The organism is Pantoea sp. Ep11b (genome assembly GCF_040783975.1).
Taxonomy (GTDB): Bacteria; Pseudomonadota; Gammaproteobacteria; order Enterobacterales; family Enterobacteriaceae; genus Pantoea.
This window is the reverse complement of record NZ_CP160631.1, coordinates 3,202,411-3,221,167: the sequence shown is the minus strand read 5'-3', so window position 1 is coordinate 3,221,167 and position 18,757 is coordinate 3,202,411. Positions and strand designations below refer to the sequence as shown.

The window sequence follows — 18,757 nt, the reverse complement described above, 5'->3', positions numbered from 1 at the left end:
ACCGCCTCAGTCAGTTGCTGAAATGTGCGTCAGCTTACAAAATCAGCAATATTCATGTTTTTCGTGCTGCTGCCGATAAAGTTAACAGGTGTAACCGTATTCACCTGAATAAAAAAAAGGCGTAACATTGCCATCACAATAAGAGAGGGCATCATGATTGACACCGAAATGGGAACCTGGAAAGAATTTATCGAAGCGATGTTACGTAACAAGTAACCCACCTCGGGAATAGCAGGACCATCCCGCTTGCTGGAATTCTTACCACACACAGAAACAAGGCGGTCACTGATTTCAGTGGCCGCTTTTTTATTGGGCGCTAGTCTTGCGGCTTCTCTTTCAGCGGGAAGCGACGGCGGACCAGCACAAAGAACAGCGGCACAAAGAAGATCGCCAGCAGAGTGGCAGAGATCATCCCACCCATCACGCCGGTTCCCACAGCATGCTGGCTGCCAGAGCCTGCTCCGCTGCTGATAGCCATCGGCAGCACCCCGAAGATAAAGGCCAGCGAGGTCATCAGAATCGGCCGCAGGCGCTGACGTGACGCCTCCAGTGTTGATTCCACCAGTTCACGGCCTTTACTGTTAATCTCGTTGGCAAATTCCACAATCAGGATGGCGTTTTTCGCGGAGAGGCCTACCACCGTCAGCAGACCCACCTGGAAGTAGACATCGTTTTCCAGGCCGCGCAGCCAGGTGGCAATCAGCGCGCCGACCACCCCCAGCGGCACCACCAGCATCACCGAGAAGGGGATCGACCAGCTCTCATACAGTGCGGCCAGGCAGAGGAACACTACCAATAGTGAAATGGCATAGAGCGCCGGAGCCTGGGAGCCGGAGAGCCGCTCCTGATAGGAGGCACCGGTCCACTGGAACCCCACGCCCAGCGGCAGCGCGTTCACCAGCTTCTCCATCTCATCCATCGCCGTGCCGCTGCTGACGCCGCTGGCCGCTTCACCGACAATCTCCAGCGAGGAGTAGCCGTTGTAGCGTTCGAGTCGCGGTGAGCCGGTCTCCCAGCGGCTGGTGGCAAAGGCGGAGAAGGGCACCATGCCGCCGCTGCTGTTGCGCACGTACCATTTGTTGATGTCATCCGGCAGCATGCGGAATTCGGCGGCGGCCTGCACATAGACCTTTTTCACCCGGCCGCGATCCAGGAAGTCATTGACGTAACTGGAGCCCCAGGCGGTGGTCAGGGTGTCGTTGATGGTATCCAGCGAGACGCCCAGTGCCTGCGCTTTACGCGCATCCACATCAATCTGCAGCTGCGGACTGTCATCGAGACCATTGTGACGCACCCGTGACAGCGCCTTATCGTTACCCGCCATCTCCAGTAGCCGGTCGCGCATCGCCATCAGCTGAGTATGGCCGATGCCCGCATGATCCTGCAGTTGCATATCGAAGCCGGAGCTGCTGCCCATGCCGGTGATGGCGGGCGGACTGCTGGCAATCACCCGCGCCTCGGTGATCTTCTGAAACGCCCGGGTCGCGCGTTCAATAATCGCGAAAGAGGTGCGATCAGCGCCGGGTCGCGCTTCCCAGTCTTTCAGCCGCACAAACAGGCGCGCCACGTTCTGCCCATTGCCACCCGGACCAGCGCCGATGGTGGCGAAGACCGACAGCACGTTCGCCTTCTCCTCCGTCAGGTAGTAGTTTTCGACCTTCGCTACCACGCTGGCCGTCTGCTCAAGCGTGGCGCCAGCCGGAAGCTGAACCTGTGTCAGGAAGACCCCGCGATCCTCCAGCGGCAGAAATGAGGTGGGCAGACGCAGAAACAGGAAGGCCATCAGGCCGATAAGGGCGAGATAGAGCAGCAGCCAGCGACCGCCCCGTCGCAGCAGCGCCGCCACACCGCGCTCATAGCGGTCTGCGTTGCGATTGAAGTGACGGTTAAACCAGCCGAAGAAGCCGCGCCGCGCGTGCGGATCGCCCCCGGCGACCGGTTTCAGCAGCGTAGCGCACAGCGCCGGGGTCAGGATCATCGCCACCAGCACGGACAGCACCATCGCCGAGACGATGGTAATCGAGAACTGACGATAGATGGCCCCGACGGTGCCGCCGAAAAAAGCCATCGGCACAAACACCGCAGAGAGCACCAGCGCGATGCCGACCAGCGCACCCTGAATCTGCCCCATCGATTTTCGTGTGGCGGCGCGGGGCGAAAGTCCCTCTTCCTGCATCAGTCGTTCCACGTTTTCCACGACCACGATGGCGTCATCCACCAGCAGCCCGATCGCCAGCACCATGGCAAACATGGTCAGAGTATTGATGCTGAACCCGCAGGCGTAGAGCACGCTGAAAGTGCCGAACAGCACCACCGGCACCGCAATCGTCGGGATCAGGGTGGCGCGGAAGTTCTGCATAAACAGATACATCACGCCAAAGACCAGCACGATCGCCTCCAGCAGCGTCTTTACCACGTCCGTAATTGACGCCTTAACGAACGGGGAGGTTTCATAGGCAATTTTTGCTTCCAGCCCGTGCGGGAAGTAGTGCGATAACTCCTCAATGCGCGCCCGCACCAGCTTGTCGGTGTTCATCTCGTTGGCGCCGGAGGCAAGCTTCACCCCCAGGCCAGAGGCAGGCTGACCGTTGTAGCGACTCAGATAATCATACTTCTCGGCACCCAGCGCCACGCTGGCGACATCCCCCAGCGTGACCACGGAACCGTCGGGATTGTTTTTTAAAGTAATCGCCCGGAACTGCTCGGGCGTCTGCAGCATCGACTGGGCGTTCACCGTGGCGTTCAGCGCCTGTTTCTCCACCGACGGCAGGCCACCCACCTGACCCACGGCCACCTGACTGTTCTGGGACTGAATGGCGCTGACCACATCATTGGTGGTCAGCGCATAGGCGATCAGTTTGTTGGGATCGAGCCAGATGCGCATCGCATACTGTGAGCCGTAGGCGTCAACCTGACCCACGCCGTCGATGCGGCTCAGCGGATCCTGAATATTACTGGCCACATAGTCTGAAATATCCTGCTTATCCATGCTGCCGTCGGTGGAGACAAAGGCCACCATCAGAATATTGCTGTCACCGGTTTTGTTGACCGTAACGCCCTGCGACTGCACCGCCTGCGGCAATTTACGCAGCGCCGACTGCAGCTGATTCTGCACCTGCTGACGGGCTTCATCGGGATTGGTGCCGGCGCGGAAGGTGAGGGTGATTTGCGCCTGGCCGGTGTTACTGCTGTTGGAGGACATGTACATCAGGTTGTCGATGCCGGTCATGTTCTGCTCGATCACCTGGGTGACGGTATTTTCCAGTGTCTGAGCGGACGCGCCCGGATAGTTAGCGGTGATCCGCACGTTGGGCGGCGCCAGGTCGGGATACTGTTCCACAGGCAGTGACATGATCGACAGGGCTCCGCACAGACAGAGCAGAATCGCCAGCACCCAGGCAAAGATGGGGCGGTCGATAAAGAAATTCGACATTAAATCGACACTCCTCAGTATTTATTATACTCGGTCAGCCCCACCAGCCACGGGCGCACTGGCAGACAATCGGATGGTCTTTGCCACGATTCTCCTCCGCCATTTACTCTACGTGCGGCGGCGGGGGAAATCGTGGAGAAATTGAGGAGAAAGTGTAAATTCGTTGGCTATTTGCGGCTTTCCAGCCACATCACCGTGGCCGCCACCCGTGAGCGGACATCCAGCTTGCGCAGCAGATTGCGGATATGCACTTTCACGGTCTCTTCCGAGATATGCAGAATGGCGGCAATCTCCTTATTCGACAGGCCGCGCGCCACCTCCTGCAGGACATCCCGCTCACGTTCGGTGAGCTGACGCAGCGGATCGGCGCTGTGCTGACGACTGGACAGATAGCTGGCAACGCCGTCGCTGAACACCTTCTCACCACGCGATGCCTGCAGGATATGTTCCAGCAGGATATCCGGCTCGCTGTCCTTAAGCAGATAGCCGTCGGCACCGGCGTCCACCATGGCAAAAATATCGCTGCGGGCGTCGGAGACCGTCAGCACCAGAATGCGTGAATGAATGCCATCCTGACGCAGCGCCTTCAGCGTATCCAGCCCGGACAGGCCCTTCATATTCAGATCCAGCAGAATGATGTCAGGTTCCTGACGGCGTGCCTCTGCCAGCGCCTCGGTGCCGTTGCTGGCTTCGGCAATCACCGACAAACGGGGCTCCAGCGCCAGCAGCTGACGCACACCGCGGCGCATCAGCGGATGGTCATCCACAATCATCAGGGTTAAAGCGGGCTGTTGCATAGTTTCTCCTGTTTTCGGTTTCAGACGATGACGGCGCAGGGGGGGGGGGCACTGTCTGTGCTGTCCCGTAACGTCTGCTGTCAGGCTAAAGGATCGTTTTAATCGGGCCCGGCGCGCTACTCCAGCGCGCGTGCGGGCTGCGGTGGAAAGCGCAGCGCAACCTGGGTGCCGCGCTCCCGGGCGAGAATGGTCAGCTCGCCGCCGAGGCGCTGGGCGCGTTCCGCCATAATCGTCAGTCCGTAGTGGCCGGGCGGTTCCTTCGTGCTGCCGATCCCCGTGCCATCATCCGTAATTGTCAGTAAGTGCTCACCTTTATCGCTGTGCTGATAATCCACCCGGATGACTCTGGCGCTGGCGTGCCGGATGGCATTCAGTAACGCCTCCCGGGCAATCTGCAGGAGATGTACCTGCTGCTGCGCCTCCAGCGTCTGCAGGCCGCGCTGATAGTTAAATTCGATCGCTGCGCTGCTCTTCTCCTGCAGCGAGGCGATCATTGCTTCCATCGCCGCAACCAGATCTGCCTGTTCGATGGTGAGACGGAAAGTGGTCAGCAGCTCACGCAGCTGGCGATAGGCGTCGGCCAGCGCCTGATCGAAATCCGCGATAATGGTATGTGCGGCGTGGTCCTCTTTATTCACGGTGCGGCGCAGCAGGGTCAGCTGGATGCGTAAAAAGGAGAGGGACTGCGCCAGCGAGTCATGTAACTCGCGGGCGATCGTGGTGCGTTCTTCAATCAGCAGCATCTGCTGGTACTGCTGCTGCGTCTGCCAGATCCAGAGTGTCCGTCCCAGCATCCCCGCCAGGCTGCGCATCAGCGCCTCCGGCGGAGAGAGAGCGGCGATCTGCCAGCGCAGTTCGCCAATCGGCTGATCGGCCTGCTGCAACGGCAGGGCGTGCCACTCACCGGCGGCCTGTTCACTACCGGCGGAGAACGAAAACTGTTTGCTGTCGAGCCGGATGGCCCTCAGCTTCTCGCGCTGCAGCACCGTGGTTAATACCGCTTCAAACAGCGCCGGATGCAGTGGACTGGCGGTCAGCATCTGGGAGCTTTCATAGAGCAGCGACAGGGTGCGATTGGCCTGGGTCAGATCTTCCGTTTTCGCGCGTACCGTGCTTTCCAGCAGCTGGTAGTGCGAGTGCAGACGTGCCGCCATGCCGCTGAAGGCGTGCGAGAGTACCCGCAGTTCATTCTGCTGCTCCACCTCTAGCGGCGGAAAAGCGAAATTGCCGCTCTCGACGTAACGGCTGGCCGTGACCAGCGCATTCAGAGGGCGCACCACCTGCTGACGGGTAAAGCGAATCGTCATCAGCGCCAGCGCCACAATCGCAATGACCCCCACCAGACTGCTGGCGGCCACCAGGTGCATCTTCAGTTCGGTATAGCGTTGCAGGCTCAGCACAAAGCGGTCGATTTCGCCGACATAGATTGGGATCTGCTGCTGATAAGCCGCAATGTTTTCCTGCTGTAGCTGCTGCTGCAGCGCGGGCCAGGCGGCGCGCAGACGTTGATAGCGAACGCTTACTTCACGAGGTACCCAGGGCCGATCCAGTTTCTGCAACACCGGGGCATCCAGCGTTTGCTGATAGCGTGCCAGATGAACAGGCAGATTCTGCGGCTGACGGCTGGCATCCCAGGCCATGCGATAGCTCTGCATACGCAACGAGCCCGCCAGATTGATCGCCTCTGCATCACGCTGGCTGCTGAGCAGCGTGACGAGTGCCAGGCCGGTGGTCAGCAGCGACAGCAGAACGATGGCGCTGAGCGCCTGAGCGATGCTCTGAGTTACGGAACGTTTAACAATCACATGAATAGCCCTGTCTGAAGTGTGGGAATTATAAGAGGGCCGTCACCTCACGCCAATGATCCATTCCCTGTTTATCGCACAGGGCATTACACATCGCACACAAAATGACCGCAACTGACAGTTCCCAGGAATAGCTGCGGTTTGGCGGCTAAAAAACGAACAGGTTTACATCGGCCCGATGTTGCTTTTCATTGCAGCGCCAATAATTTCTCCAGTCATTATTCACCACCTCAATCCCTGAATGCAGATTAAGGAGCACCCAATGAAAAAACTGACTGTTGCACTGGCGGGCGCACTTCTGGCTGCCACCTCATTTGGTACCTTTGCCGCCGCGCCGGTCGACCCTTCTCAGGCGCAGAACATGCAGAGCCTCGGCAGCGTATCGGTATCCGGTGTACGTGGCTCACTGGATGACGCCAGCCGCCAGCTGTCGCAAAAAGCGGAGGAGATGGGCGCCAGTCACTACCGCGTGATCGGTGTCGATAACCCCGGCGACTCCAGCCTCTGGAGCGGAACCGCAGAGATTTACCGCTAACCTTACCCTCCTGTTTCCATCCCTGTAGCGTTTACCGGCCTGAATTGGCCGGTTTTTTTGTTTTTGTGCATCAGGATGGATTCTTACAAATCAGCCTGTGCATTCGCCCGGTATATTTTGCTTCGTTCTTGCAGAACGGGTAGGATTCATCGCCGTAAATTCCCGCGTTGCCTGGCACTCACTCACTGGCCAACGCATAGAGGAAATACCCCATTTCACAGAGCATTACGCCTGCACTGGGGTAGCAACGACTGATGGTTCGGACAAACAGGAATGCTATGAAATCTATAAAGAAAACCCCAGGCGAGATGCGCGCTGCGAAACGACGCTGGCTCAACTCTCATGACGCCGGTTACCAGAAGGCGATGGGTAACCGTCACGTACAGATGATTGCGATCGGCGGTGCCATCGGTACCGGTTTGTTCCTGGGCGCAGGGGGCCGTTTACAGGCTGCCGGCCCTGCGTTAGCCATTATCTATCTGGTCTGTGGCATCTTCTCCTTCTTTATTCTGCGTGCGCTGGGCGAACTGGTGTTACACCGTCCGAGCAGTGGCAGCTTCGTCTCTTATGCCCGTGAGTTCCTCGGTGAAAAGGCCTCCTATGTGGCCGGCTGGATGTATTTCGTCAACTGGGCGATGACCGGCATCGTCGACATCACCGCTGTGGCGCTCTACATGCACTACTGGGGCGCGTTTGGCGATGTGCCGCAGTGGGTCTTTGCGCTGGGTGCGCTGGCGATTGTCGGCACCATGAACATGATCGGTGTGAAATGGTTCGCCGAGATGGAGTTCTGGTTCGCGCTGGTCAAAGTGCTGGCGATTGTGGTCTTCCTGGTGGTGGGTGTCATCTTCCTGGGCACTGGCAAACCGCTGGATGGCAACAGCACCGGCTTCCATCTGATCACCGATAATGGCGGTCTGTTCCCGCACGGCTTGCTGCCTGCGCTGGTGCTGATCCAGGGTGTGGTATTCGCCTTTGCCTCTATCGAGCTGGTGGGCACGGCTGCGGGAGAGTGTAAAGATCCCAAAACCATGCTGCCGAAAGCGATTAACAGCGTGATCTGGCGTATCGGCCTGTTCTACGTGGGTTCTGTGGTTCTGCTGGTGCTGCTGCTGCCGTGGAACGCCTACCAGGCGGGTCAGAGTCCGTTCGTGACCTTCTTCTCGAAGCTCGGCGTGCCCTACATCGGCAGTATCATGAACATTGTGGTGCTGAGCGCGGCGCTCTCCAGCCTTAACTCGGGCCTCTACTCCACCGGACGTATCCTGCGCTCCATGTCGATGGGCGGTTCTGCGCCGAAATTTATGTCAAAGATGAACGGTCAGCAGGTGCCTTACGCCGGTATCCTGGTCACCATCTGCGTCTACGTGATCGGTGTGGTGCTGAACTACTACGTGCCTTCTCAGGTGTTTGAGATCGTGCTGAACATCGCCTCGCTGGGCATCATCTCCTCCTGGGCCTTTATCGTGATTTGCCAGCTCCGTCTGCGCAAAGCGATCAAAGAGGGCAAGGCGGATGATGTCAGCTTCAAGCTGCCGGGTGCGCCGTTTACCTCATGGCTGACGCTGCTGTTCCTGTTCAGCGTGCTGGTACTGATGGCGTTTGACTACCCGAACGGCACCTATACCATCGCCTCCATTCCGCTGATTGCCGTGGTACTGGTGCTGGGATGGTTCGGAGTGCGTAAGCGTGTGAACGCGATTGCCGCGACAGAACACGATCACCATGAAGAGGATGCGAAGCCTGCACAGCTGGCTGACGACACCTCACGCTAACCGGCCCTGCCGCGATCAGGCCAGCCTCCGGGCTGGCCTTTTTTATGCGCGCCGCCCGCCACGCGGCGGGTGAAAATAGGATAGTTTTTCCGCCAGCCAGCCCCTATGATGACAGGCTCCCTGTATGCGGTAGCGGAGTCATCGTGTCCTTTAAGATCAACATTATCAAAGACAAACTCCTGTCTGAAAACTGGTTTGTACTGCGTAACTACACCTATGAGATCACCGATGGCCGGGGTGAGCCGATCCGCCATAAACGCGAGGTTTACGATCGCGGAAACGGGGCGACCATTCTGCTTTATAACCGTGAAAAGAATAGCGTGGTGCTGACGCGCCAGTTCCGCATCGCCACCTACGTCAACGGAAACGAAGGCGGCATGCTGATCGAAGCCTGTGCCGGTTTGCTGGACGACGACTCCCCGGAAGATTGCATCCGCAAAGAGGCGATTGAAGAGACGGGCTATGCGGTAGGCGAGGTGGAGAAGCTCTATGCCTGTTACATGTCGCCGGGCGGCGTGACGGAACTGATCCACTTCTTTGCCGCCGAATATCACGAATCGTTGCGCGAAAACGCAGGCGGCGGCGTCGACGATGAGGCGATTGATGTGCTGGAACTGCGCTTCCCCGAGGCGCTGGCGATGGTCGCCGATGGCCGGATCTGCGACGGCAAAACGGTGATGCTGTTACAGCATGCGCTGATCGCGGGCTGGCTGACGCCCTGACCGGGCCTTTAATCGTGCTGAGCAGAGTAGCAGCAGAACTTAATGCTTTTATGCACGCTTTTTAAGCAGTTAGCTGCGCTTTTTGCACCGGTTCACAGAATGCGAACTCTGCCTGGCGCATTGATGCGCTATCCTCTTCTCTCTGGCTATTCGGAGATCGATTTTCTTAATGTCGTACTGGATGAAATCGCTGTGGCTGTTGCCATCTTTGTGGGCTGCCTCTGGTCAGGCGGAACCGTTGCAAAAGTCATTCAACGACTGGCAAATCACCTGTAACAACGAGGCCTTTTGCGTGGCACGCAATATTCCGGGCGACAAAGGGCTGGTGATGACGATTTCGCGTCATGCGGGCGTCAGCGATCGCCCGTTGCTGCGAATCGACTACGGCAGCGCCTACAGCGGGGCGTTGCCTGGCGGTCCGCTTAAAGATAACCTGCTGCTCGATCAGCGCCGTCTGAAACCCGACCTCAAGCACTGGACGGTCGAACCTCATCATCTCGCGACCAGCAACGCCATCGCCATCGACGAATTTCTCGATCTGGTAATGGAGGCGAAAGCCCTGCAGCTCACCTACGACCCGAATGCACTCATCTCCCTGCGGGGCATGAAAGCGGCCCTGCTACTGATGGATGATACACAGGGGCGGATTAACAGCATGAGTGCCTGGGTCAGGCGTGGCAATCGCGCCAGCTGGGACGTTCCACCGCCGCCTGCGCTGCCGCCTCTGCCGCCGGCCGTGATGCCGCCTGCGGCACTGACGCGCGAAGAGACCAGCGGCTTGATCGATTATGGCACCTGGCGGGTGAATACCGACGCCTGCTCGCTGGACCCGCTGCGCCGTGAGGTCAGCGTGGCACCGCTGACCGACCAGCGCGCGCTGCTGCTGGTGAGCTGTGAGATGGGGGCCTACAACGTGATCGATCTGGCATTTGAAGTGACGCGCAGCCCGCCTTTTGTGGCGCGCGGTATCACGCTGACGCTGCCGTTCACGCCACCGGGTGCCAGTGATCGGCAGCTTGAGCTGATCAACGCCGATTATGATGCGGCCAGCGGTCAGCTTTACACCTTTGTCAAGGGTCGGGGGCTGGGGGATTGCGGCAGCGCCACACGCTGGCAGTTCGATGGCACCCGCTTTGTGTTAGCGGAGTATGCGGAAGAGTCCACCTGTGACGCCTGGCACAGCAGTGACGACTGGCCAACCCTGTGGGTCAGCCAGCCTGATGGCGGTGTACAGCAGCGTTAGCGGATCGCCTGCACCATCATCGGGGAGCCGGACTGGTTGCCAACCAGTTCGGCCAGCAGGTTATTCACGCCGTCGCTCATCGGCGTAAAGCGGGTCAGCGGTGAGCGGGTCACCACCACAAAGACGCCCACGTTATGCTGCGGCACCATCGCCATATAGGTAATGAATCCGCCGCCGCCGCCGGTTTTCTGGATGATGCCAGGGCGACCGCTTTTCGGCCCCATATAGACCCAGCCCATACCCAGCGCATCCGCCTTGCCCGGCACATCCATGCCTTCCACTTTGTTCAGCTGGTCGCGACGATAGATCAGCGTCTGCAACCGGTCGATCTGCGGCGTGCGGTGGTTAACCGAAGAGTTCAGGAACTGCTGCATCCAGCGGCCCATGTCATCCGGGGTAGAGTAGACGCCGCCGCTGCCAATCGCCGCCAGGGTGTTGTTGCAGGGGCTTGCCCCTTTTTCCGCCACCATCAGGCGGCCGCACTGCTCTGGCGATGGCGTAAAGGTGGTATCTTTCATGCCGAGCGGGCGGGTGATTAACTGCTGAAACAGCGCCGGATAGGGGGTGCCGCTGGCGCGTGCCAGCGCATCGCCCAGCAGATCGTAGCCCAGGTTAGAGTAAGCAGCGCTGCTGCCCGGGGCTGCTTTGAGGTTCGCGTGCGACAGCCAGTTCCAGCGTTCGCTGCGTGTCGGCCAGACAAAGACCGGACGCTGCGCTTTACCGCCAGGCTGCTCACGCGGCAGTCCGCTGGTGTGGGTCGAAAGGTTAATCAGGCGAATCGGCTGGCCGTTCCAGGCGGGCACGCGGGTGCCGGGCGGCGCATATTTACTCAGGGGATCGTCGAGCCGAATCTGTCCGCGCTCCGCCAGCTTCACCATCACCTCGCTGGTCATCAGCTTACTCAGCGAGGCGATGCGAATCAGCGAATCTTTCTGCGGACGGATGTTGTTGCCGGGGCGGGTTTCACCGAAGCTGGCAAAGACCCGCTGATTGCCATCAATCGCCACCAGCGCCATGCCGGTCGCGCCACTGCCGTAGAAGATATGCTCGGCATAGCGATCGACAATCTGTGAAGCCAGCAGCGGATCGGGCGCGACCTGCGCCATGCTTTTCAGGGGAAGCAGTGAAACTATCAGGGCCAGTAAATAGGGAGTGCGCATGTTCAACGGAGGTGGCTTCGCTATAAGAATCAGTGGAAATCTGCCTTAACCCGGCGGGAACAGACCCGGTCAGCAGGGTGTCAGCCCGGGGAAACAACCGCAGGAACAGACGCACAGCCGTGCAGAGGCAGCATTAAACAGGTGTTCTATAGTAATCAGTTTACGCAGGGCGTGAAGGGGGGCGGGGAGATTTTTTTCGGTGGCGGACAATAAGATGAAATGGCCCTTCCCGCCGCAACGGAAAGGGCCAGTGCATTATGCAGGTTTCAGAAGTGCTTCAGCGTGGCTGACGATGTTCTCTACCGTGAAGCCAAACTCCGCGAAGAGATCGCTCGCTGGCGCGGATTCACCGAAGGTGGTCATACCGACGATCGCGCCTTCCAGGCCCACATACTTAAACCAGTAGTCGGCAATGCCCGCTTCGACCGCCACACGCGCTTTCACGCCAGAAGGCAGAACGGATTCGCGGTACGCGGCATCCTGTGCATCAAACAGATCAGTCGACGGCAGTGAGACGACACGGACCTTGTGACCGCCCGAGGTGAGCTTCTCCGCCGCGCCCAGGGTAATCTCCACCTCTGAACCGGTGGCGATCAGAATCACGTCCGGCGTACCGTCGCAATCCTTCAATACATAGCCGCCGCGTTTGATGTTGTCGATCTGCGCCGGGGTACGTTCCGGTTGCAGCAGATTCTGACGGGAGAGGATCAGCGCCGTCGGACCGTGATGGCGTTCGATCGCCGCTTTCCACGCCACCGCCGTTTCCACCTGATCGCACGGACGCCAGACGCTCATGTTCGGCGTGAGGCGCAGGCTGGCGATCTGCTCAACCGGCTGGTGCGTCGGGCCATCTTCGCCCAGACCGATGGAGTCATGGGTGTAGACCAGAATCTGACGGGCCTTCATCAGCGCCGCCATACGCGCAGCGTTACGCGCATATTCCACGAACATCAGGAAGGTCGCGGTGTACGGAACGAAACCGCCATGATGCGCGATGCCGTTACCAATCGCCGTCATCCCGAATTCACGGACGCCGTAGTGAATATAGTTACCGGCCGGGTCCTCTTTAATCGATTTAGAGCCTGACCAGATGGTAAGGTTACTCGGCGCGAGGTCAGCGGAACCGCCCAGAAATTCAGGCAGTAATTTGCCGTAGGCTTCCAGCGAGTTCTGCGAGGCTTTACGGCTGGCGATTTTCTGCGGATTCGCCTGCAGTTCCTGAATGAAGCGGGTCGCTTCAGTCTCCCAGGTGGAAGGCATCTCGCCGTTCATGCGGCGTTCATACTCTTTCGCCAGTTCAGGATGGGCCGCTTTATAGGCCGCAAATTTCTCATTCCAGGCTTTTTCGCGCTCGGCTCCGGCGGCTCTGGCATCCCACTGCTGATAGATTTCAGCCGGGATCTCAAACGCCGGATAGTTCCAGCCAAGCTGCTTACGCGTCAGGGCGACTTCGGCCTCACCCAGCGCGGCACCGTGCGACTCCTCTTTACCGGCCTTGTTCGGTGAACCGAAACCGATAATGGTGCGGCAGATAATCAGCGACGGCTTATCGGTCACGCTCTGCGCTTCCTCGATTGCCGCCCGGATAGCGTCGGCATCATGGCCGTCAATATCGCCGATGACGTGCCAGTTATAGGACTCGAAGCGTTTATGAGTGTCGTCGGTGAACCAGCCTTCGGTTTCACCATCGATCGAAATGCCGTTGTGGTCGTAGAAGCCGATTAATTTGCCCAGACCCAGGGTGCCTGCCAGTGAGCAGACCTCGTGCGAAATCCCCTCCATCAGACAGCCATCGCCCATAAACACATAGGTGTGGTGGTCGACGATCTCGTGGTCAGGACGGTTAAACTGCGCGGCCAGGGTGCGTTCAGCAATCGCTAAGCCCACTGCGTTCGCCAGTCCCTGGCCCAGCGGACCGGTGGTGGTTTCCACGCCGGGGGTGTAGCCGATCTCCGGGTGACCCGGCGTTTTAGAGTGCAGCTGACGGAAATTCTTCAGCTCTTCAATCGGCAGGTCGTAACCGCTCAGGTGCAGCAGGCTGTAGAGCAGCATCGAACCGTGGCCGTTGGAGAGAATAAAGCGGTCGCGGTCAAGCCAGGCGGGATTGGTCGGGTTGTGCTGAAGGAAGTCGCGCCATAACACCTCGGCGATATCGGCCATGCCCATCGGGGCGCCGGGGTGGCCGGAGTTTGCCTTCTGTACCGCATCCATACTGAGTGCACGGATCGCGTTTGCCAGTTCTCTGCGTGAGGACATAAAGTTCTCCCTTATTAAGCATCAGGGCGGGAAAGTCCCGCCCGACTAAAATGAAGACTACAGGCGTGCGGCAAGCACATCTTCCAGCTTCTGCTGGTCAACGGCGAACTGACGAATACCGTCAGAGAGTTTTTCCACGGCCATCGGGTCCTGGTTATGTTCCCAGCGGAACTCCGCTTCGGAGAGCGGCGACGGCTGATGGAAGCCTTCGGTAGAGGGCTCCAGCTTGCGCTCCAGCGGCGCATCGCTGTTCTGCAGCTCTTCCAGCAGGTTAGGTGAGAGGGTCAGGCGGTCGCAGCCGGCCAGCGCAATGATCTGCTCCACTTTACGGAAGCTGGCACCCATGATGATGGTGCTGTAACGATGCTTTTTGTAGTAATCGTAGATACGACGCACGGATTTAACGCCCGGATCTTCATCCGCCACGTAGGGTTCCATCGGTTTACGCGAGTTATACCAGTCGTAGATACGGCCTACGAACGGCGAGATCAGATAGACGCCCGCTTCGGCACAGGCACGCGCCTGAGCAAAGGAGAAAAGCAGCGTCAGGTTACACTGGATGCCGTTCTTCTCCAGCTCTTCCGCCGCGCGGATGCCTTCCCAGGTGGAGGCCAGCTTGATCAGCACGCGGGAGCGGTCGATGCCGTGCTCTTCATACATCCTGATCAGTTTTTCTGCTTTGGTCACACACATGCCACGATCGAAGGAGAGGCGCGCATCCACTTCGGTCGAAACACGGCCCGGTATGCTTTTGAGGATCTCCATACCGAGATTAATCGCCACTTTGTCGCTGGCGTTGATGATCTGCGTCTCTTTGCTGCCACCCTGCTTTTTCGCGTACTCAATCGCATCATCCATCAGGTGCTTATACCCTTCGAGACCGGACGCTTTCAGAATGAGTGACGGGTTGGTGGTGGCATCTTCCGGGTGATAATGACGAATCGATTCGATATCACCACTGTCAGCCACCACGGTGGTGAACTGTTTTAGGGCTTCTAGCTGGTTCATCTCTAAACTCCTTGAAAAGAAAAGTGACAGCGAACAGGGAGCACCTCAGGCCTCGCAGCCGGTCTGTGGCGAATTCTGCTACCGGTAACGTGAACCCATAACATTGCAACAGCGCGTTTCTGATGAAAATGCGGTTTCTCTGATTGTTGCGCTGCGAGGCGGTGCGAAGAAGCCGTCATGCGGTGTAAACCGTGGGGTGCGCCATATTCCATCCTTAAGCATAGCAGTCAGGACAAATGACGCAGGCAACACTGTAGCAATCCGTGCCCTGTGATTCGGGAGATGCAGAAGGGGAGAGCGGTAAGCGCAGCGCGGGGTCAGGCCCGCGCTGCGGCGGCAGGCGCAATCAGCGGGGCAGGTTGAGCCAGTTTTTCACCGGCAGGAAATCGCGATAGAGGGCGGCTTCCGGCGAGCCCGGCTCGGGCTGATAATCATATTCCCAGCGCACCAGCGGCGGCATCGACATCAGGATCGACTCCGTACGGCCACCGGTCTGCAGACCAAACAGCGTGCCGCGGTCCCAGACCAGATTGAACTCGACATAGCGGCCACGGCGATAGAGCTGGAACTGGCGCTCGCGCTCGCCAAACGGGTGATCTTTGCGGCGCGCCACAATCGGCCGGTAGGCGTCGATGAAACCACGGCCCACCGCCTGCATAAAGCTGAAGCTCTGCTCAAAGTCGGGCGTATTGAGATCGTCGAAGAACAGACCGCCGATGCCGCGCTGCTCATCCCGGTGTTTCAGATAGAAGTAGTCGTCGCACCACTTTTTATAGCGCGGATAGACATCCTCGCCAAACGGCTGGCAGAGATCGGCGGCCGTCTGATGCCAGTGCAGCGCATCTTCTTCGAAGCCGTAGAAGGGCGTCAGATCAAAGCCGCCGCCAAACCACCACACCGGATCGGCTCCTGGTTTCTCGGCGATAAAAAAGCGCACGTTGGCGTGGCTGGTGGGCACGTAAGGGTTGTTCGGGTGGATCACCAGCGACACGCCCATCGCTTCAAAGCTGCGACCCGCCAGTTCGGGACGGTGTGCCGTCGCCGAGGCGGGCATCTGATCGCCGTGCACATGGGAAAAGTTTACGCCTGCCTGCTCAAATACGGCACCGTTGCGCAGAACGCGGCTCTGACCGCCGCCGCCGCCGGGACGCTGCCAGCTATCCTCGGCAAACTGCGCACCGCCATCTTCAGCCGCCAGCTGGTTACAGATCTCATCCTGCAGGGCGAGCAGGAACGCTTTTACGCGGGAAATATCAGCCATCTTTTCGCTTATCGTTTGTCAAAGTCTGACGCGATTATACGCCAAACCGCGCCGCTTGCATGAGTGTGGCGCGCGGCAGGGCGCAAACCGGCCCGTCGCATCAGGCATTGCGCCGGTCAAACTCATCAAAGTAGTTAACGATGCCGCTGGCAATCGCAGAGGCGATTTTCTGGCGAAATGCGGTGGTGCCGAGCAGTTGCTCTTCGCGCGGATTGGTAATAAAGGAGGTTTCGACCAGCACCGACGGAATCGACGGTGACTTCAGCACCGCGAAGGCCGCCTGCTCCGTATGCTGGCTGTGGAGATGATGCACCGGACGGATCTGATCCAGCACATGCTTGCCCAGCGTCAGGCTGTTCCTGATGGTGTCGGTCTGCACCAGGTCGAACAGAATCTGCTGCAGATAGTGATCCTGCTGCTGCGCTTTCACGCCGCCCACTTTGTCCGCATCATTCTCGCGCTGAGAGAGGTAGCGCGCCATCGAGCTGCTGGCTCCGCGATTGGAGAGCGCAAACACAGAGGCGCCACTGGCCTCAGGGCTGGTAAAACCGTCGGCGTGGATGGACATAAACAGATGCGCGCCGTGCTGATGGGCGATCTCCACCCGCTGATAGAGCGGAATAAAGTGGTCGCTGTCGCGGGTCAGTCGCACTTCGATGCGTGGATGGCTCTGAAGCTGGCGTTTCACATTACCGGCAATCTCCAGCACGATGTGCTTCTCTTCCGATCCCTCTTCGCCAACGGCACCCGAATCGATGCCGCCGTGACCGGGATCGATCATCACGATGCGCTTACCGTTTTTAGCCGGTGGTGCCGGGCGCGGATGACGCGGGTTCTCTGTAAGAGCCGACTGCTCTCTGGCCTGAACCGCGCGCGGCGATAAAATGGCCAGCGCCAGCCCGGAAAGCAGTAACTGACGACGGTGAATCAAACGTTTAAGCAGATGCATGTGCGGGTCCGGTAACAAAAATCCTGCCGGTGTTATAGCCTAAGGCTCCGCTGCCTGCGATCACAGAACCATTTCAGGGCATTACTTTGTATTGCAGGCCGCAAACAGAAAATTTGCGCTTTTTTATTTGCCGCCACTCAGACCAGGGTTGCGTGCAGCAGAGAATGCGTGATAATCAGCAAATTGTGCTTATTTACAGGTAAAGAAGATGGAAATCCGCGCCTTCCGCCAGGAAGATTTTGAAGAAGTGATCACCTTGTGGGAACGTTGCGATTTGTTACGGCCATGGAACGATCCGGAGCTGGATATCGAACGCAAAATGCAGCACGACCCCGATCTCTTTCTGGTTGCGGAAGTGGGCGGGGTGGTCGTGGGCACGCTGATGGGGGGGTACGATGGTCATCGCGGTGCGGCCTATTATCTGGCCGTGCATCCTGACTATCAGGGACGCGGCTTTGCCAATGCCCTGATGAACCGTCTGGAGAAGAAGCTGATTGCGCGTGGCTGTCCGAAACTGCACCTGATGATCCGCGAAGAGAACGATCAGGTTGTGGCGTTCTACGAGAAGCTCGATTACGAACCGGTGGACGCGCTGCTGTTTGGCAAACGCCTGATCGAAGATCGTGAGTACTAAACCGTCGCCGCGCTATCTGCCGGACGAATATGATGCGAGAGGGCAGCTGCGGCTGCCGTTTCTTTTCTGGCTGATCCTGTTGCTTCAGGCGCGGACATGGCTGCTGCTGGTGATGGCCGGTGCCTCGCGTCAGCAGGGCAACGATCTGCTGGCGCTCTTTTATCCGGATCGTCAGGCGTTCTGGATTGGCCTGGCGCTGGGCCTGCCGGCGCTGGTCGGGCTGCTGCTGACCGGCTATCGTCTGCGCCTGCCGCGATTCTGGCAGCACTGGCGCAGCGTGCTCTCGCTGTCGCTGCTGGTGAACCTGATCTGGCAGACCATGCAGTTTATTCAGGGCGACCTGCTGAGTTCACCGCTGCCCCTGATGCTGACGCTGTTCGACCTGCTGGCGCTGCTCTGGCTGCATTTCAGCCAGCGCTGCCGCGACTGCTTTCTGCCCGAACATCATCTTAATTAAACTTTTTGGCGCTTTGCGACTCCAATCAGTTCCGCCTTTCCGGCCTCATATTAACAGGAGTTTTCATGAAAGCTGTTCGTTCCACGTTACTGCTCGCCGCTGTGGTGTTGAGCGGCTGTGCCAGTTCGGGTTCCGGCACAGACAGCAGCCAACAGGTAAGCTGGTGGAATCCGCTCAGTTATCACTGGTCCTCGGCGCTGCCGTGGAACTGGTTTGGTGGCACGTTAACCGCGACTGAACAGGGTGTGGGCGGCCTCACGGCCTCGACCGCCATGAAAGAGGAGGCGATTAACGCCGGGCTGAACGGTGACTATACGCTGCGTCAGGGGATGCGCAGCCAGAATGGCCAGGTGGTCTCTTTCTGGCAGGCGCTCCGTGATGGCAGGGTCAGGCTGGTGATAGAAGGGCAGTCGCAGGTCGAGCGCATTGAGGTGATGGACAGTGCGATTGTCAGCCACGACGGCAGCAAAGTGGGTGACGCCTTCAGCGACAGGTTCACGAAAGCCTTCAACAACTGCACCCTGGCCAGCGGCGCCGATGCGCGTGACGTGGCCTGTCGTGCGCCGGGCAGTCAGCATCTGACCTATCTTTATCACGGCGACTGGCATGGCCCAGAGGGACTGATGCCTTCTGACGATACGCTGAAAAGCTGGAAAATCAGCAAGATTATCTGGCAGCGTTAAGTGCCCGCCCTGTCAGCGTGCCGCCCGCGAGGCGGCCGC

At 58.9% G+C, this 18,757-nt stretch carries 16 protein-coding genes; 8 read left to right on the top strand and 8 right to left on the bottom strand.

Annotated elements, in window-relative coordinates; all coding sequences use genetic code 11:
• Nucleotides 1–316: 316 nt before the first annotated feature.
• The 3 genes from acrD to narQ form a co-directional block, all read right to left on the bottom strand.
• Complete coding sequence (gene acrD / locus AB1748_RS15075) at nt 317–3,433, bottom strand: multidrug efflux RND transporter permease AcrD (RefSeq protein ID WP_111139340.1); 3,117 nt, start codon at nt 3,431–3,433, stop codon at nt 317–319.
• Between the two features lie 167 nt (nt 3,434–3,600).
• Nucleotides 3,601–4,230 (bottom strand): response regulator, encoded by a 630-nt coding sequence (locus tag AB1748_RS15070; protein WP_111139341.1) that lies wholly within the window; start codon nt 4,228–4,230, stop codon nt 3,601–3,603.
• Nucleotides 4,231–4,346: 116 nt separating this feature from the next.
• Nucleotides 4,347–6,035: a nitrate/nitrite two-component system sensor histidine kinase NarQ gene (gene narQ / locus AB1748_RS15065; RefSeq protein ID WP_367395686.1), complete on the bottom strand. Its 1,689-nt coding sequence runs from the start codon at nt 6,033–6,035 to the stop codon at nt 4,347–4,349.
• Nucleotides 6,036–6,297: 262 nt separating this feature from the next.
• Here narQ and AB1748_RS15060 point away from each other — a divergent pair, with 262 nt between their 5' ends.
• The 5 genes from AB1748_RS15060 to AB1748_RS15040 all read left to right on the top strand — a co-directional run bounded on the left by AB1748_RS15060 (nt 6,298) and on the right by AB1748_RS15040 (nt 10,310).
• Nucleotides 6,298–6,570, top strand: a complete 273-nt coding sequence (locus tag AB1748_RS15060; protein WP_111139343.1) for a YdgH/BhsA/McbA-like domain containing protein — start codon at nt 6,298–6,300, stop codon at nt 6,568–6,570.
• A gap of 278 nt (nt 6,571–6,848) precedes the next feature.
• Nucleotides 6,849–8,345, top strand: a complete 1,497-nt coding sequence (gene ansP / locus AB1748_RS15055) for an L-asparagine permease (protein WP_111139344.1) — start codon at nt 6,849–6,851, stop codon at nt 8,343–8,345.
• A 143-nt stretch (nt 8,346–8,488) separates the two neighbouring features.
• Entirely contained in the window at nt 8,489–9,067 is a 579-nt protein-coding gene (nudK, locus tag AB1748_RS15050; protein ID WP_111139345.1) for a GDP-mannose pyrophosphatase NudK, read from the top strand.
• A gap of 99 nt (nt 9,068–9,166) precedes the next feature.
• The gene (locus AB1748_RS15045) at nt 9,167–9,343 is read left to right on the top strand and encodes a hypothetical protein (protein ID WP_233498973.1); all 177 of its coding nucleotides are present in this window, start codon (nt 9,167–9,169) and stop codon (nt 9,341–9,343) included.
• Nucleotides 9,306–10,310, top strand: a complete 1,005-nt coding sequence (locus AB1748_RS15040; RefSeq protein WP_367395685.1) for a DUF1176 domain-containing protein — start codon at nt 9,306–9,308, stop codon at nt 10,308–10,310. Before AB1748_RS15045 ends, AB1748_RS15040 begins: the two co-directional genes overlap by 38 nt.
• On the opposite strand, the gene ampH is transcribed toward AB1748_RS15040, so the two are convergent.
• From ampH to amiA, 5 genes are all read right to left on the bottom strand, one after another.
• Entirely contained in the window at nt 10,307–11,470 is a 1,164-nt protein-coding gene (gene ampH, locus AB1748_RS15035) for a D-alanyl-D-alanine-carboxypeptidase/endopeptidase AmpH (protein ID WP_199559987.1), read from the bottom strand. The genes AB1748_RS15040 and ampH overlap by 4 nt on opposite strands.
• A gap of 255 nt (nt 11,471–11,725) precedes the next feature.
• On the bottom strand, nt 11,726–13,726 hold the full coding sequence (gene tkt, locus AB1748_RS15030; RefSeq protein ID WP_111139348.1) for a transketolase: 2,001 nt from the start codon (nt 13,724–13,726) through the stop codon (nt 11,726–11,728).
• A gap of 57 nt (nt 13,727–13,783) precedes the next feature.
• A complete protein-coding gene (gene tal / locus AB1748_RS15025; protein WP_111139349.1) occupies nt 13,784–14,734 on the bottom strand; it encodes a transaldolase in 951 nt (316 codons plus the stop codon).
• Between the two features lie 346 nt (nt 14,735–15,080).
• A complete protein-coding gene (gene hemF, locus AB1748_RS15020; RefSeq protein WP_111139350.1) occupies nt 15,081–15,995 on the bottom strand; it encodes an oxygen-dependent coproporphyrinogen oxidase in 915 nt (304 codons plus the stop codon).
• A 100-nt stretch (nt 15,996–16,095) separates the two neighbouring features.
• The gene (amiA, locus tag AB1748_RS15015; protein WP_111139351.1) at nt 16,096–16,944 is read right to left on the bottom strand and encodes an N-acetylmuramoyl-L-alanine amidase AmiA; all 849 of its coding nucleotides are present in this window, start codon (nt 16,942–16,944) and stop codon (nt 16,096–16,098) included.
• Between the two features lie 208 nt (nt 16,945–17,152).
• Between amiA and AB1748_RS15010 the strand changes: the two genes are divergently transcribed.
• The 3 genes from AB1748_RS15010 to AB1748_RS15000 all read left to right on the top strand — a co-directional run bounded on the left by AB1748_RS15010 (nt 17,153) and on the right by AB1748_RS15000 (nt 18,718).
• Nucleotides 17,153–17,578, top strand: coding sequence for a GNAT family acetyltransferase (locus AB1748_RS15010; protein WP_111139352.1), 426 nt, complete (start codon nt 17,153–17,155; stop codon nt 17,576–17,578).
• Nucleotides 17,568–18,035 (top strand): DUF2919 domain-containing protein, encoded by a 468-nt coding sequence (locus tag AB1748_RS15005; RefSeq protein WP_111139353.1) that lies wholly within the window; start codon nt 17,568–17,570, stop codon nt 18,033–18,035. Before AB1748_RS15010 ends, AB1748_RS15005 begins: the two co-directional genes overlap by 11 nt.
• Nucleotides 18,036–18,100: 65 nt before the next feature.
• Nucleotides 18,101–18,718, top strand: a complete 618-nt coding sequence (locus AB1748_RS15000; RefSeq protein WP_111139354.1) for an RpoE-regulated lipoprotein — start codon at nt 18,101–18,103, stop codon at nt 18,716–18,718.
• Nucleotides 18,719–18,757 lie beyond the last annotated feature (39 nt).